This window comes from Asticcacaulis benevestitus DSM 16100 = ATCC BAA-896 (assembly GCF_000376105.1).
Lineage (GTDB): Bacteria > Pseudomonadota > Alphaproteobacteria > Caulobacterales > Caulobacteraceae > Asticcacaulis > Asticcacaulis benevestitus.
The window spans coordinates 1-14,671 of the sequence record NZ_AQWM01000030.1; the positions used below are offsets into that span (position 1 = coordinate 1).

Annotated in this window: 12 protein-coding genes and 1 pseudogene; 3 read left to right on the forward strand and 10 right to left on the reverse strand. The window is 57.1% G+C overall.

Annotation, left to right across the window (positions count from 1 at the left end):
* Positions 1 to 27 precede the first annotated feature (27 nt).
* The 4 genes from B060_RS0118810 to B060_RS0118825 form a co-directional block, all read right to left on the reverse strand.
* A complete protein-coding gene (locus B060_RS0118810) occupies positions 28 to 735 on the reverse strand; it encodes a carboxylesterase family protein (protein ID WP_018083355.1) in 708 nt (235 codons plus the stop codon).
* 59 nt (positions 736 to 794) lie between these two features.
* On the reverse strand, positions 795 to 2,306 hold the full coding sequence (locus tag B060_RS0118815; protein ID WP_018083356.1) for a glucoamylase family protein: 1,512 nt from the start codon (positions 2,304 to 2,306) through the stop codon (positions 795 to 797).
* Positions 2,307 to 2,396: 90 nt separating this feature from the next.
* Positions 2,397 to 3,923, reverse strand: a complete 1,527-nt coding sequence (locus B060_RS0118820) for a tryptophan halogenase family protein (RefSeq protein ID WP_018083357.1) — start codon at positions 3,921 to 3,923, stop codon at positions 2,397 to 2,399.
* 261 nt (positions 3,924 to 4,184) lie between these two features.
* Positions 4,185 to 7,202 (reverse strand): TonB-dependent receptor, encoded by a 3,018-nt coding sequence (locus B060_RS0118825; RefSeq protein WP_018083358.1) that lies wholly within the window; start codon positions 7,200 to 7,202, stop codon positions 4,185 to 4,187.
* 545 nt (positions 7,203 to 7,747) lie between these two features.
* Between B060_RS0118825 and B060_RS0118830 the strand changes: the two genes are divergently transcribed.
* Complete coding sequence (locus B060_RS0118830; RefSeq protein ID WP_018083359.1) at positions 7,748 to 8,755, forward strand: LacI family DNA-binding transcriptional regulator; 1,008 nt, start codon at positions 7,748 to 7,750, stop codon at positions 8,753 to 8,755.
* A 267-nt stretch (positions 8,756 to 9,022) separates the two neighbouring features.
* Here the strand turns inward: B060_RS0118830 and B060_RS0118835 are convergent, their stop codons facing one another.
* Positions 9,023 to 9,514, reverse strand: a complete 492-nt coding sequence (locus tag B060_RS0118835; protein ID WP_018083360.1) for a hypothetical protein — start codon at positions 9,512 to 9,514, stop codon at positions 9,023 to 9,025.
* A 150-nt stretch (positions 9,515 to 9,664) separates the two neighbouring features.
* Here B060_RS0118835 and B060_RS0118840 point away from each other — a divergent pair, with 150 nt between their 5' ends.
* Positions 9,665 to 11,347, forward strand: a complete 1,683-nt coding sequence (locus tag B060_RS0118840; RefSeq protein WP_031221041.1) for an EAL domain-containing protein — start codon at positions 9,665 to 9,667, stop codon at positions 11,345 to 11,347.
* 350 nt (positions 11,348 to 11,697) lie between these two features.
* Positions 11,698 to 11,994, forward strand: coding sequence for a type IV toxin-antitoxin system AbiEi family antitoxin domain-containing protein (locus tag B060_RS28495; RefSeq protein ID WP_081606930.1), 297 nt, complete (start codon positions 11,698 to 11,700; stop codon positions 11,992 to 11,994).
* Between the two features lie 409 nt (positions 11,995 to 12,403).
* On the opposite strand, the gene B060_RS0118845 is transcribed toward B060_RS28495, so the two are convergent.
* The 5 genes and pseudogenes from B060_RS0118845 to B060_RS28500 all read right to left on the reverse strand — a co-directional run.
* Entirely contained in the window at positions 12,404 to 12,817 is a 414-nt protein-coding gene (locus B060_RS0118845; RefSeq protein WP_018083362.1) for a helix-turn-helix domain-containing protein, read from the reverse strand.
* A 106-nt stretch (positions 12,818 to 12,923) separates the two neighbouring features.
* On the reverse strand, positions 12,924 to 13,358 hold the full coding sequence (locus B060_RS0118850) for a hypothetical protein (RefSeq protein WP_018083363.1): 435 nt from the start codon (positions 13,356 to 13,358) through the stop codon (positions 12,924 to 12,926).
* Entirely contained in the window at positions 13,358 to 13,705 is a 348-nt protein-coding gene (locus B060_RS0118855; RefSeq protein ID WP_018083364.1) for a hypothetical protein, read from the reverse strand. The genes B060_RS0118850 and B060_RS0118855 overlap by 1 nt, the downstream gene beginning before the upstream one ends.
* 214 nt (positions 13,706 to 13,919) lie before the next feature.
* Positions 13,920 to 14,129, reverse strand: a complete 210-nt coding sequence (locus B060_RS28100) for a hypothetical protein (protein ID WP_018083365.1) — start codon at positions 14,127 to 14,129, stop codon at positions 13,920 to 13,922.
* A 109-nt stretch (positions 14,130 to 14,238) separates the two neighbouring features.
* A pseudogene (locus B060_RS28500) lies at positions 14,239 to 14,418 on the reverse strand (response regulator transcription factor); the annotation flags it as partial.
* Between the last annotated feature and the right edge of the window lie 253 nt (positions 14,419 to 14,671).

A 14,671-nucleotide genomic window follows, 5' to 3' on the forward strand; every position in this document is an offset into this window, starting at 1 on the left:
AAAAGCGGTCATGGGCGTAACTCCTGTTTAATTCTTATGGTCGAGGAACCAGGCGTAAAGCGCCGGATTCGCATAGGTGGCATCCCAGGCATTGTGGTTGCCATCGGGATAGACGGTGTAGGTGATATCGGCGCCGCAGACCTTGGCGGCATCGACGAGCGGTCGCTCATCGGTGATCGGCACCACATCGTCCGTTTCGCCGTGGAAGGCCCAGATGTGATTGTTCTTGAGGGCGCAGGGCGTTTTCGCGTTGGAATAGCCAGAGACCGGCGCGATGGCGGCGAAGCGCCTCGGCTGGTGAATGCCCCAGGCCCACGCGCCACCGCCGCCGAGCGACAGGCCGGTCAGGTAGATGCGGTGTTTATCCGCCGGAATGCGCGCCTCGGCGATATCCAGCCACTCTTTCAGGCGCTTCGGCTCCCATTCTTCGTCACGCGGTTGCTGTGGTGCCAGGATGATGAACGGAAAGTCCGGATGCGCCTTTGCATAAGCCCATGGCCCCGGTCCCATGACGCGCGTGACATCGCTGCCCGCTTCGCCGGAGCCATGCAGGAAGATAATCACGGGCGCCTTGCCGCCGTGATAGCTGGCCGGGATATATTCCATGTATTGCACGGTGGAACCGTCGCGCAGCCTGACCACTTGGGGCGTAGCTCCACTCTTCAGCATATCGCCTGACGTGGTGGCGCAGCCTGTGAGCGCGAGAGCAGCCAAGGCCAGAAGATAAAATCTCATCCCTTTACACTGCCCGCAAGCAGCCTCCTTTTTTGAATCCGAAGCGCGCCTGTTCGTCATCATGCGCTTAGCCACTGGCCGTTGGGGGCCACGGCTTCGAAGCCTGCACCTCTAAAGGCGCGTTTGGCAATTTCGCCGGTGACCGAACTTCGATTGAATATATCCCACACAAAGCCGGAGCGGTGGTTCTCCAGCATGCACAGGATGGGTCCCTGGTCGATGCCCAGATAGTCCTTTGCCACCCATCCGGCACGTCGCGTATGCCGGCCGGTGGGCGTTTCAACGCTCGCCGGAAAAGTCGGGTTGAAGGCGTCGGCAAAACCGTATTTACCATAAAGATCAGAGCCGTATTTTTTGCGCAGGCTCTGGATCAGCGGGATGCAGATTTCTGGTGCGAAGACGACCGAGCCAATGGCGGCTGTCGGGGCAATTGTGCCGTCGTCAAATGACTCGTTATCGCCGGTTTGGGGGCCGCGCGCGCCGTATTCATGGAACTGGACCTGGCGATTGCCAATCGTTAGTTCGACATCGGCGGGACCGCGACACGCCGTCAGCCCCCAGACATCGGCGCCATAGTCCTTGAAGGCGCCCGGATTTTGGATGGCGTAATTGCGCTGGGCATAGGTGGCCCGGCGTGAATTGATGAAATAATCAATGCCCTTACCGCGCATGAAGGTGTCGGCGATGCCACGGAAATCGAACCAGACATGAGAGTACTGGTGTCCGAACATCGGCGAGAAGCCAAGATGCGGCTCGCCGAAATTCGGGCCCCATGTGCCGCCGATCGTCTTCATCCAGGCGTTCCAGTCGCCCGCCGGATGCGTGCGTGACCCCAACGCCAGCAGGGTGACCATCATGCCTTCATTATAGCGGCTCCAGTCCCGCTCTATCAGGCCACGCGCATCATGATCCGGCAGATTGGGCTCAGGATGCCAGCCCATGCTGATCAAGCCATTGTCATGCGCCACGAAGCGCCAGTCGACACGTTCGTAGAGGGCGAGACCCAGCTTGCGGATTTCGGTCTCATCCGCGGCGGGACCATCGAAGAAGGCCGCTGATGTCAGCGCGCCGAGCAACAGCATGGCGCTGTCAACGGTAGACAGCTCACAGCGGTCGTAGCGCAGGCCGCTGTCCATATGCAGGAAGTGATAGAAAAATCCCTTGTGGCCGCAGACGCCGGTGGCTTCGGGGCCCTGCGGCAGATCCCACAAGGTGCGCAGAGTTGTGAGCGTGCGCGCCGCCGCGGCCTGACGCGTGACATAGCCGCTTTTGACGCCGATGCAGTAGGCAGTCAGGGCGAAGCCGATTGCCGCGATCGAGGCGAGGGCGGGGCCCGGCGTGGCGTCAGGCACCATACCGTTGGCAGGGTTGGCCGTATCCCAGAACCAGTGGAAGGTGCGCCGGTGCAGATCGGTCAGCACCGGATCAAACTCAAGATCAGTTGCGTGAGCCTGTGCATGCTGACGTGGCCGCGCCAGCGGGGTAGACGGCATCCCCACGGTCAGGCAGGCGCCAAGTGTCGCGCCGCCAAGGAGCAAGGCGCGTCGGGAAAGGGGAGGGCAAAGGGTCATGTGAAACGCTTCTTCGAAAAGGTGACGTCTGTAAGAATGGTCTTGCTTTCCAGATGGGCTGGTGCGCGCATGGGTTGTTTTGCCGACGCTCTAAACAGAGCGGGCCGCGCAGTGGCGCGCGATGAAATCTTCGTGCCTGGGCATCAGCGCCACATTTGACGCCACCACCTTTTCCACGTGGTCAATGAGGGACAGCATGTCGTCGTCCTTGACCCAGTCAACCGCGGGGTGATAGCTGCGCGGACTGAGCCCCTGACCCAACATCACCTGAACCCAGCTGGTTAAACCAAATAATTCCGTACCTTCCCGGAAGAACTGACCATCGGCGGTAAACAGATCCATGTATGCCTTCAAGGAGGAGGGAACGGGCATGGTCCGTACGTAATTCCAGAATTCGGAATCGCTCCGCTCCGTGGCGTGATAGTGCAGGATTATAAAATCTCTGATCCGCTCGTACTCAAACTGCATTTGCGCATTGTAGGTCTCCTGCAGCACCGGTTCGAAATCCGCGTGGGGAAAGAGGCTCATAAGCCGCGATATGCCGGATTGAATGAGGAAAATGGCGGTCGATTCCAAAGGCTCGATAAAGCCCCCGGCCAGCCCAACCGCGACAACATTCTTATCCCACAGTTTTCGCCGCTTGCCGGTTGTAAAGCGTATGGCTTTCGGATCGGCCAGCGGCCGACCATCCAGCGACTGAAGCAGCACATCGGCGGCTTCGGAATCGCTCATGAACTGGCTGCTGTAGACATGACCGTTGCCGGTACGATGCTGCAACGGAATGCGCCATTGCCACCCCGCCTTGCGCGCGGTGGAGCGTGTGTAGGGCGTGGGCGCCTCGACCTTTTCGCACGGCACGGCCAGGGCACGGTCACAGGGCAGCCAATGTGTCCAGTCCTCGAAGCCTGCCTGCAGCGTGTCTTCGATCAGCAGGGCCCGGAAACCGGTGCAATCGATAAACAGGTCGGCCGCAATCGCCGCGCCGCTCTCCAGAGTTACGCTCTCAACAAAGCCGCTCTCGCTATTTTGTGTGACGGCTACGACCTTGCCTTCCGTACGCGTTACACCCTGGGCTTCCGCCTGTTTGCGTAAAAAGCGCGCGTAGAGGGTTGCGTCGAAATGATAGGCATAGGCGATCTCGGCCAAGGGCGAATGGGCTGGGGCATCGCGCGGCGGCGCCATGAACTTGCCCAGCGGCGCGGCGACCGTATTGAGGGAATACAGCCCGATGTCCTTGGCCTTGCCGGCGGCACGTGCCTTCAGCCAATATTGATGGAAAGGCATTAAGCCCAGGTCGCGGCCAATCGTGCCGAAACCGTGGATATAGGAATCGCCAATTTTCCCCCAGTCCTTGAACTGGATGCCGAGCTTGAAGGTCCCTTGAGTCTCGCGGACGAACTCGGCTTCATCAATGTTCAGCAGTCGGTTGAAGGCTGAAATGTGCGGGACGGTGGCTTCGCCCACGCCAATCAGACCGATTTCGTCGGATTCGACGAGCTGGACCTGGATATTCCTGCCAAATGACTTAGAGATGGCCGCAGCGCTCATCCATCCTGCGGTGCCGCCGCCGATAACCGCGATCGTTTTTATGGGACGCTTGGGCTGAGGCAGAGGCATTGGACATCCAGCGAAGGCAGCGAGAAACAAAATGGTCAGCGCTTAGGCCGAACTGAAAGCGCCATACGGCGGATGATAGTTCGAGATTATGCGTCTCACCAGCACAGAGCGTACAAAAGGGCGGACGCGCTCGCCTTTTAGGGCGCACAACGCAAAATTACCGCGCTTGGCCGCCGTCAAAGAGGGGCGCTTTATCCGCTAAAAGCCAGGGTGCTGGTTCCGGCATCTGCACAAAGGCATATGCCGAAACCAGCTGCCGTCCTAGAACTTCGCGCCGGTCGAGAGCTTGACCGTGAAGGGCGACCCTGTGATCGGGCCGTCCTTGGCGTAAATAGGCGCAGCGCCAAACTTCGGGAAGGAGACCAAGTTCGGATCGTAGTTGACCCAGTTGAAGACGTTCAGGACGTCGACCCGTACATAGCCATCAACGCCGCTGGGCAGCTTGAAGTTCTTCGAGATTTGCAGGTCAATGTCCTTGTAACCCAAGGTATCCTTAGGCCGTTCGCTCACGATGGTCTGGACGCCGCCGCCATAGCTGTTACAGACGGAAACGCCTGATGTCTGACAGCCATAGATCTGCATGGCCGATGTCGGGGTGGACAGTGACAGCTTGGCTGCCATCGACATATCCCAAGGCAGATCGCGCGTATAGGTCATAACCAGGCGATGTTTTGACACCGCCGTGGAATCAAGCAGCGGGAAATCGCTGACATTCGGATAGTCGAACAGATACTGGTTGCTGCCCACCTGGTAGGGGTTGATACCGGCGACATTGTTCTGCTTCGCATCCGAATAGGTATAGGAGACGGTCATGCTCCAACCCGATTCCTTGGTATAGGGCTTCTGCGCCGCCAGACCAAGTTGCAGGTTCTTATCCTCGCCGCCGTTATCCCACAGAATAAGTCCGCCAACACCCGGCACGCCCTGGGCGCCCCATTGGCTGCCATTCTGGAAGTAGGAACCATCCGAATAGCGGTTGCCCAGGCGACCTATAATCGTATCGTAGCTCTTGATATAGGACAGGGTGGCTTGCGTATTCCATTCGCCCAGCGTGTTGCGAATCCCCAGGCTGAACTGATCCGAATACGGCGTCTTGATATTGTTGTTCAGCAAATCCACTTCATGTGAAGAGGCATCTGTCTGCAGGGTTCCCAGCCCTTCCGGCGTCAGATAGGCCGGATCCCAGGCGTAGCAGTGATTAGCGGGATTGACATCGGCCGCCGTGAAGCAGGGACCAAAGGCATCCTGATTGATCGCAGAGGGGAAATATATCTGCGGGTTGTTGTTCAGAGCCACCTTGGTGGTTTCCAGGGCCATGGTGCTGAACACGTTGCGGTTATAGGAGCGAGCATACCCGCCGAAGAGGATGCGGCGGCCATCACCGGTCAGATCGTAGGAGAAGCCCAGACGTGGCGAAAAATTATTAGGCGCCTTCCGGTTGGAGCCCGTGCTGATATAGTTGTCCAGATTGATCCCAGGAGATCCGGCTTTGTCTGAAATCTGCAGCGCCAGGACTTGCTTGTAGGTCAGGGTACTGCCTGGGAAGAGGCTGTTGATACCGGCGACAACATCCGACGGCGTGACATAGTCCAGGTAGGCCGGCACTTCTTCGTGATCCCAGCGCAGGCCGATATTGAGTTCCAGGCGATCATTGACCTGCCAGTCGTCCTGAATATAGGCGCTGAATTGCTTGTCGGTCGTGCTGACGCTGGTATCGGTATAGCCGGGCACAATGTTCGGATACTGAACCAGATAGGGCGTTGCGGCCACGCCACCCGCCGTTACGCCATAGTAATAGGTCGCATTGGACTTATCGGAGCTACCATCCTGCGTGAACAGATCGATGGTGCCGTAGCTGAGCCCCATCTTGATCGTATGATTGCCGTAGGCTTGGAAGTTGGCGAAGGTAAGATTGTCGGCAATGGTAAAGCCCTTCTGAGAGCTCACCTTGCCGACCCCTGACCCCGGACCGCCGACATTGATCAGCCCAACGGCGCCAGCGGCGGGATTGCTCAAGTTCGATGGGTTAGGATAGTAGGTGTAAGCGAACTGAGGTGACCCGGTTGTCGTCGAGGTAGAGGCATTGGTGTCCTGATAGGACAGGCGCAGTTCGTTGACCCATAGATCGGTGTTGTGCTGCCAACGGATATCCGAACGCTTGACATCATTAGTATAGGGCGCCTGGGTCGATTTCGCGTTTTGACCGCTGCCACCGGTATACATATCTTCCAGACGATAGTTGAAGCTGGCTTCAATCCGATCATTCGGCGTGGGTTCAAAGTCGAGTTTGCCGAAATAGAGATCTTCGGTGAAGGGATTGGTCACAGGGCCGTATTGGCTGGATACATTGGCGGGCAGCAAGGCCTGAGCCGCCGACAATGAAATACCGGCGCCAGGATATACGTCTCCCTGGTTCGACAGATCCTTGTGTTCCCAGGTGACAAAGAAGTGCATGCGGTCCTTGATAATGGGGCCGCTGAAGGCCAAGCCGTACTCCTGGCTCGGTGCGCGTCCCTTTTTGCTGTCCGATGCCTTTTCAGTGGGCGTCTTGGTGCGTAAATTCTCATTGGTGTAGGTGCCGAAAATCTCGCCGTGGAACTTGTTGCCGCCCGACTTGGTCTGGGCAATGATGATGGCGCTGGCGGCATCGCCATATTCGGCGCCGTAGTTGGAAGTGACGACCTTGTATTCACCAATGGCGAGCTGCGGGAACGGATTGCCCGGATCGCCCGCGCCGCTGACACCGGCGCTGCCGGCAAAGCCGGAACCGCCCTGGACGAAGTCCTTCTGGGAGACACCATCGATATAGACGTTGACCGCGGAGCTCAACTGGGCGCCGCCGCGCAGCGAGGTATTGTGGTCGTTTACGGAAAATTGCACGCCCGGAACCGTGTCGGCGAATTCCATGAAGTTGCGCGTGGTCTGCGGCAAGGCCTGGATATCGTGCAGGCTGACGAGTTGGTTGACCTGCGACGAATGCATTTCAACGCTAGGACGGCGGCCAGTGATTGTGACCGTTGTCGTGCCGGTCTCGCCCGCTTTACCATTCCCGAAGTCATAAACGGCTACCGAGGCCACCGCGACCGCGATGTCAGCCGATTCAGCGTCACCCGCCGTTACATGGTAGCTGCCCGAGGGGAGGCCAGCAATGACATAGGTGCCATCGGCGCTGGCCTTGGCCTGGCGCATCGCGCCGGAATTCACGTCAGTGGCCACGACGGTCACGCCCGCAGGCGCCGTGCCGCGTAAGGTGGACCCAGCCGTTTGCGCCCAACCCATTGTTGGCGCGCTTAGTGCAGCCGCAATGGCAAGCACTGCCAATGAACTGCCTAGTCTGGCCATGCTGGATGTCGTTTTTTTGCTTGTTTGTTTCATCTGGTTCCACTTCCTCCGGGTATGTCATTTTTTGAACGTCGCGCACTCAAAATGGCTCGACGTGCTGCGACTTTATTGGCTCTGTCAGGCCGCTCCGACTCGGTCGGTCCCAACAGGTTCCCCTGTCGGGATCTTTTATGTTCGAGGCGTCGCAGGGTGCCGCAAAGTATCACTATTAATGACGAAGGCAATGCCGCTTTGCGTGTATTACACTGCAAATTTGCGCCATGTGGCAATTTTGAGACATTCAATCGCTTGGAATTTCATCAGAGCTAACGGCTAGAGGCATCTAAATATTTTTCTAAAACTATTATTAATTAATGATTTGCATGCACCTTTCCCTTTCCAACCTCTCTCGGGCCTGGATCCTGAAGGGCTTGATCTTGGTGCAAAATTTGCATAAATTGAATGTAATTTGCGGATAATGCCCGCGTAAGGTACATAAATGTATGCAAAAAGAAGCCACGCGTCCCGTGACACTACAGCAGATAGCTCTTCAGGCTGGCGTATCCGTATCCACCGTATCCCGAGCATTGGCCCGCCATCCGGCGATTAGCGAGGAGACGCGTGAACTCGTTCTGAAGCTGGCAAAGGAAAGTAATTACGACATCAAACGGCGCCAGGGTGCTGATCAGGCCCAGATTACAGTGGTTATGGCGGTTCCGGCGATCAGCACGCAGATGGCGGAACCTTTCCAGTTGCGCCTGCTCGGCGGCATTGGCAGCGCCATGCGCGAGCGTCATTTCGATTTTTCGATCTCTCATCGTGTACCCAGAAGCGCTGAGTCCCTGGCTGAGTTGATGGCGGCTCATCCGAGTGGAGGTTTCATTTTTTTGGGGCAGAGTCAGTATCACGATGCATTGAACAAATTTAGCCGGCAGGGGCGGGCCATCGCGGTCTGGGGGGCGCAGCTTGAGGATCAGGCTTATTGCTCGGTTGGCACGGATAATGTCTTTGGCGGACAAAGGGCCACGAACCACTTGTTGCGGCTGGGGCGGCGTCGCATCGCCTTTCTTGGCGCCTGCGATGTAGTTGAAATCGAACAGCGCCTGGCAGGCTACAAGGCTGCGCTGTCAAACCATGGCGTTGAACTCGACACGTCTCTGATACAGCACTCAAAGCTCGTCTATGATTCGGGATTTGAAGCCGTGAATGATCTGATAGATCGCGGCGTGAAATTTGACGGCATCGTGTCAGCATCAGATATGCTGGCCATTGGCGCCATGCGCGCATTATCCACGCACGGGATGAAAGTGCCCGAAGACGTGTCCGTCGTCGGTTACGATGACATAGATGTCGCAAGTTTCTCGAGCCCGGCACTTACAACCATTCGCCAGGATGTCCTCAAGGCTGGTCATCTGCTCGTGACAAAGGTCATGCGTCAGATTTCCGGACATAATTCTCCATCTGAAAGGTTGCAGACGGAATTGATTGTAAGAGGCTCCTGCGGCGGTTGAGCCACGTCCAATCAAGGGCAATGAATCGGGCTGGCAGATTGCGGTGCGATCGACGAGTTGGGCTATGATTGGCAAAGTCCGGTCCACCGTGCTGCTAAAAACCGGCTGCCGGAAAACATAGGGCTGACGGTTCATAGTTATGGCAGCAAATGCATCACCATCACGCCTCGGATTGCCATTTTGAATCAATTTCGCCACGGCTGTGCCCTTATGGCAAACTTAAGATGCACTGCGGTCAGGTGCTAGTTTCGAGGAGGCCTTCGGGATTTACTCGGCCGTTACGCGGCGAGGCCATGCGTGTTGGGCGCCCCAGGCGACCTGTGACCGAAGATAGTTTCGAACCCATTTGCCCGAGGCCGTGAGGCAGGTGAGGGGCCAATACCCGTCAGGTGATGCGCCGGGCGTCAAAGCGGCGGCGGTCTCAATCTTGTCAGCGATGGACCCGTTGAAATGGCCAATGTCGTGCGGCTTGAGCAACGCCCACCACAGGCCTGTCTCCACTGCGTCGAAAGCGCCATCCCCATTTGACTCACATGTACCATATTCGTTGGCGAGGAGCGGAATGCGCGACTGCGCGGCCAGGCAGAGGTCGCGCCGGTCGCCTTTAGTCAAATTCGGCTTGTCAGAACGGATGGTTTTATTAACAGCCATGGTGAGAGGCAGTCTGGTTTCGCCCACTTCGATCAAATGGTATATTTTCGCATCTACGAGCACATAATGAGAAAAATTGACCGATAAGGTGATCAAAAGATTGGTCATGCGGTCGTCATGGCGGGTTTCAGGTTGATATTCATCAAACGTCTAAATGACTTTCATCAAAGCAAGCACCACTTTTCTATAGAATTATCAACTCTTTAAGAGGTGACGCGCATCTCTGGCCCCTACTGGATAAATAAGGGGCAGGGCAGAATGCCAGTCGCATCAGAGCACAAAATACAACGCGACAAATACATGGCTTTTGCCCTGGCCGCGGCGGATCTGCTGGTTGAAGTCGGACAGGACGGAGGCATCGTTTCGATCACGGGCGCGGTCAAAGCGCTGATCGGAACGCGTGAAGAGGCCCTCGTGGATCGCCCGATCGAAAGCCTGTTCGTTGAATCCGAGGGCGCCCTGATCAGGCGCTTGCGCGCCAAGGCCCTGGAAAAGGGGCGCATCGAACCGGCCGTTATGCACGTCGTCTGCCCACAAGGTGATGCGATTGCCGCAACTCTTGGACTTTGCACCCTCCCAGGACACGCCAATACGTACCTGGCCCTATCCGTCCTGAGCCCGGGCATGGCGGCCAAACTGCCCAAACGCGATGACGTGACCGGCCTGATCGCCATGAGCGAATTTCAGCACATGGCGCAAAAGGGCATTTCCCCAAACGATCCCGGCTCGGGCGCCGCCATGCTGCAAGAGATGCGTCTCGTCAAGATTGGCGGTCTGAACAAAAAGCTTAAAAGCCTGGGGGAATCGCGCGCCAACGAGCTCATGGCTGAAATAGGCGCCATCCTGAACGCCAGCGCTACGGACACAAGCGCGGCGAGGCTAGGGGAAGAGAATTTCGGTTTGATCGGCCTTGCCTATGGTTCAGCTCAAGCCGACATGTCCGTTGCGGAGGGCGTTCGGCTTGCCGAATCCCTGGCAGAGGCCATGATGACGGCCGGTCTCAGCGCCCATGCCGCGCGCCCACAGGTGACGTCTGTCAGCCTGGCCCGCGATGGCCTACAGGAGAAGGAGATTGCACGAGCGCTGTCCTATATCTTCGATAATTTGTCGAAGACCGACTTTGTCGCCCCGCACTCTCTCAAATCCGCCTTCGAGGCGGCTGAACGCGAGGTGATCGGCCAGTTGGCCAACCTGCGCGACATCATCGATCATGACCGCTTCGATTTGCACTTTCAGCCCGTGATAGAGCTAAAATCAGGTCAGATCGCGCATCATGAGGCGCTGGTGCGTTTTGGTAAGCCTGGTAGCCCGCTTGAGACGATCCGGTTCGCCGAAAACGTCGGCCTGATCGCCGATCTCGACATGGCTGTCTGTAGAAAGGCCATCGCCTTGCTGGCGGATCAGCCCCATTTGAGTCTCGCCGTCAATATCTCCGGCTTTTCGATACAATATCCTGAGTTTTGCGCTGAGCTCAATGAACGCCTTCATGCGCAGGCGGTATTGGCCGAGCGCCTTATTTTTGAAGTCACCGAAACCCACCAGATCGAAAATATGGACCTTGCGGCGCAATTCCTGAGCGGTCTGAGGCGTCGCGGTTTCAAGGTCTGTCTCGACGATTTTGGTGCAGGCGCCGCCGCCTACAACTATCTGCGCCGCCTCGATGTCGACTACGTGAAGATTGACGGGCCCTTCTTGCAGCGCGCGGCCACAGACAGGCGGGAAAGGGCACTTTTGCGCTCCTTGTCCGTTCTGTGCGCCGAACTGGGATGCCAGATCATCGGGGAACAGATTGAAACGCCGGAGATAAAAAGCCTGGCGCTCGATCTTGGTCTGACCTTCGGCCAAGGCTATCTGTTCGGCAAACCGACGGCAGAGGTGCCCAGAAGCAAGGCCCTGGCCGCCAATGGCCGCCGGGTGGGACAGATCGCCGCATGGCGGTAGCGGCGCTTTCTAAAATCTGTGATCCGCACCCCGGAATAAAATTTATAAAAACAGTATATTGCAGGTAAAAATCTGTTCGCCCAGATGGGGGCGCGTGGGCGCGTGGCATTGAGTTTGCCCCGGTTCAAGAACGCATCGGCCCCCTCAATTTGACCGCGATCAAATACAGCCCATCCCATCCGTGGTCTGCCTGAACCTGTTGTCAGGGGCGCCGGCGTGTCGCCGGACGAGTCGTCATGTGTCGCTGGTCGACAAGCGTGGCGGTTCTATTGAACAGGCTTGGGTAATAAAAAAGTGGGTGAGGCGTTATGTAGACAAATTTAAATAATTGCCGACATTTAATATCAATCATGAGCGAGCGTCATAGAAATCATAGGGTCGAAGCCCTCGCGTTGGCGAATACCATCGGGATGGCGCGTGCGCGCGATTTCGCGGCTGCGGGAATCCCACTCTCCTATCTTAAGCGCATGACGGACGCAGGCGAACTGGTAAAGCTCGGTCGCGGACTATACCAGGTGCCGGAACGTGTGGGGGAAGATGTCGCGCATGATTTGGCGGAGGCGGCTCCTCTATCTCAAGACAGGACATGCCCATCGCGCTACTGTTCTCTACTATTGACGTGCAAAACTACCGCGCTAGCGGTTTAGTCCTAGGGCGCTGGCCGGCCGCTGAAATGAACTCCAGCGAAACTATCAAGTCGTTCAGTCGAAGAGCATCTGGTGTACTATTTTCGCTGGGTACTGCGGGTAGGTATAGGGCGACGTCATTGCCGGTTTCGCTATTGAATCGAATGCACTAGGAACGCAATAGGAATTGATCAGCACAATGGTGGTGATGAATGGGGCAGAAAATTTGCTACAGGAAATGGAGTTCCGCCCATTGGACACACGCAATGGTCGATCTCGTCAAACTTGTTTTTTGCCGTGCCTCTTTTATTTTAGGTGGTAGTGCTTTTCCCGCAACGAGGCGTTGTGACAAACGTCACCACTGGCCATTTGTAGGGGCCGCATGACCCTTTCTTTAACTCTGCTCGCCGGAGCGCGATCTGCCCGGCGCTCAAATTGCCTCGTCCGGCTCATCGGCAAGCGTCTTGGCGAGTTCGACTACGCGGCGGCGGAGTTTGGGGTTCTTCACCTTTGGAAACCATTCTGCCAGTTCAAGCCCTTCGCGTGTGGTCAGGAACCCGTTGACTGTGCGCTCGGACGCTGATTCAATGAATGGACCGGCGGATACCTCGTCGCCATACCCGGCAAAAAAGTAGCCGATAGGCGTGTTGAACGTCAGAGCAATTTCATGGAGCTTTGAAGCGCTGACCCGGTTGGTGCCGCGTTCGTATTTTTGGACCTGCTGGAAGGTGAGATCGAGCGCGGTCGCCAGAGCGCTCTGGCTCAGGCCAAGGTCCTTGCGTTTTTGCCGTATACGCATACCCACGTGTACATCCACCCCGTGCGGAAGACCATTGCTGCTCATCAACTCGTTCTCCTTGAATCAGAAGGAAAATGTTAGGCGGACAGTACGCCAGATGCAACCAGAGTTTTACGTCTAAAAAGAGAAACGTCATGCGCGTGTCCGAGACTCACTCGGAGGACGCTTTTGGCGGCAGATGTCGACGGATGAATTCATTCTCCAGAACGCCGACGCCCAGAGACAGGGCAACGCCGATGCCGCCGAGAAGGCCAAGCGTCGTGATGTAGGCGTAGGATTGCGATTGAAGGGCCATGATAGCCGCCAGATGCGTCAACGTGCCCCCCAAGTGACAAGACGTGATCAATAGGGTCCAGATGCGCCGTGAGTAATAGGAAATGACAAACAGGCTGAGCGTTACGGCACAATCGAGCGAAGTCAGATAAAGACCGGGGCCAAAGCCACGCTGTAGGTGTGGCGTCAGGAACCAGGCGCCCAAGACGAGCGTAGCGGCGGACCTTTCAGCCCAGCCGCCTCGCCATAGTGCCAGGCCACCGAAGGTGACCACCAGCACATATCCAAATCCAACCCAGAGCGTGTGTAACATTACGCCGTCATTTGGGGTGTCTGCGTCACGCTGGCGCCCGGGCGCTTCGGCGCCGGTTTGTCGAGGTCGTTGCCGGTCAGGGTGACATTAGGCGCCCACTGGTCCTGAATATTTTTCAGGCCGTGATGGAAGTCGATGATGTTTTCGCGGGCGGCAATCATCCCGCTGATGCCTTGGCCAAGCAAGGCGAGTTCGTTTCTGCCCCATACGCCTGACATGCCACTCGTGACCCGCAAACGTGTGAGGGTGGAGAGCAGTTCTCCGGCTTCGCAAAGCGCCAGATCGATGGCGACTTCTGTATCGCGCATTTTCTCGGCGCCGGCGAGGACAACTTCGGAACGTTTCAAAAGGTTTCTCCTTCTCTATGGCCGACTTTCCGGCCGCTGAGACCGACCGGTGACCTCTGTCATCCCGTCTGGCCACTGATTTGTGTTATGGCCTGGAATATTCCCAACAGCACGATGACAGCGCTCCCGGTTAGCAGGATGACGGCCAGGGTGGTGAGGAGGGTGAGTCCAGCCCATTGTATGAGGTTTAACGACCGTAGCCAGCCGGTGAAGGCTAGGTAGCGGCGAACTCGATCATCGCGAACATCAGCAAGGTTATGGCGGCGGCCTCCCCTTGTGTCTCCTTGACCTGAAAGATGGTGTCCAGGGTCGCTGAGACGTTCTGACGTTTCCCCGGCGGTGTTAAGGTCCGGATGGCGTCCTCCAGATCGCTCTTGAGGATGGTCAGGGTGGGTTCGTTCGTGATGTGGGACGTTATGCTCATGCCCTGACACTGCGGTCGCAGAGGGAGGGGGAGATACCCGGCTTTCTTCCCCCCCGTCAAAATGACGGGGGGGAACCGCCCCCAGAGAGGTCGCGTACAGGCGCGCGGCTGCCCGTGTCGACGACACATTCAACTTCTGCCGCACCTCTTCGGTGTGGCCGCGGATGGTTGACGGCTCGATCCCTAACAGACCCGCGATTTCTTTCTGCTGATAACCCTGGGCAATCAGGATCAGGATTTCTTTTTGGCGGTCGGAGAGGGCGTCTAAGCCGGTCTTTCTGGGAGCCATGGGCGTCACCCGACCCGATAGGGCGCGATGACGACCGGACCGGTACGTTGGATGATGATTGGCCTAACTGTCGCTCGTTGTCGAATTTGCACAGGTCCATAGGCGTCAAAGACAAGTCGGACGCGATCTTTCCGGTTGCCCTTCGTGAATGACATGTTTCTTTTTCGCCCCCGACTCACCAATGACGACAGATTAACCAGACAAATGGATACTGCACCAGAGCGTCGTCTTGTGAAACTGTTGACGGGTCTTT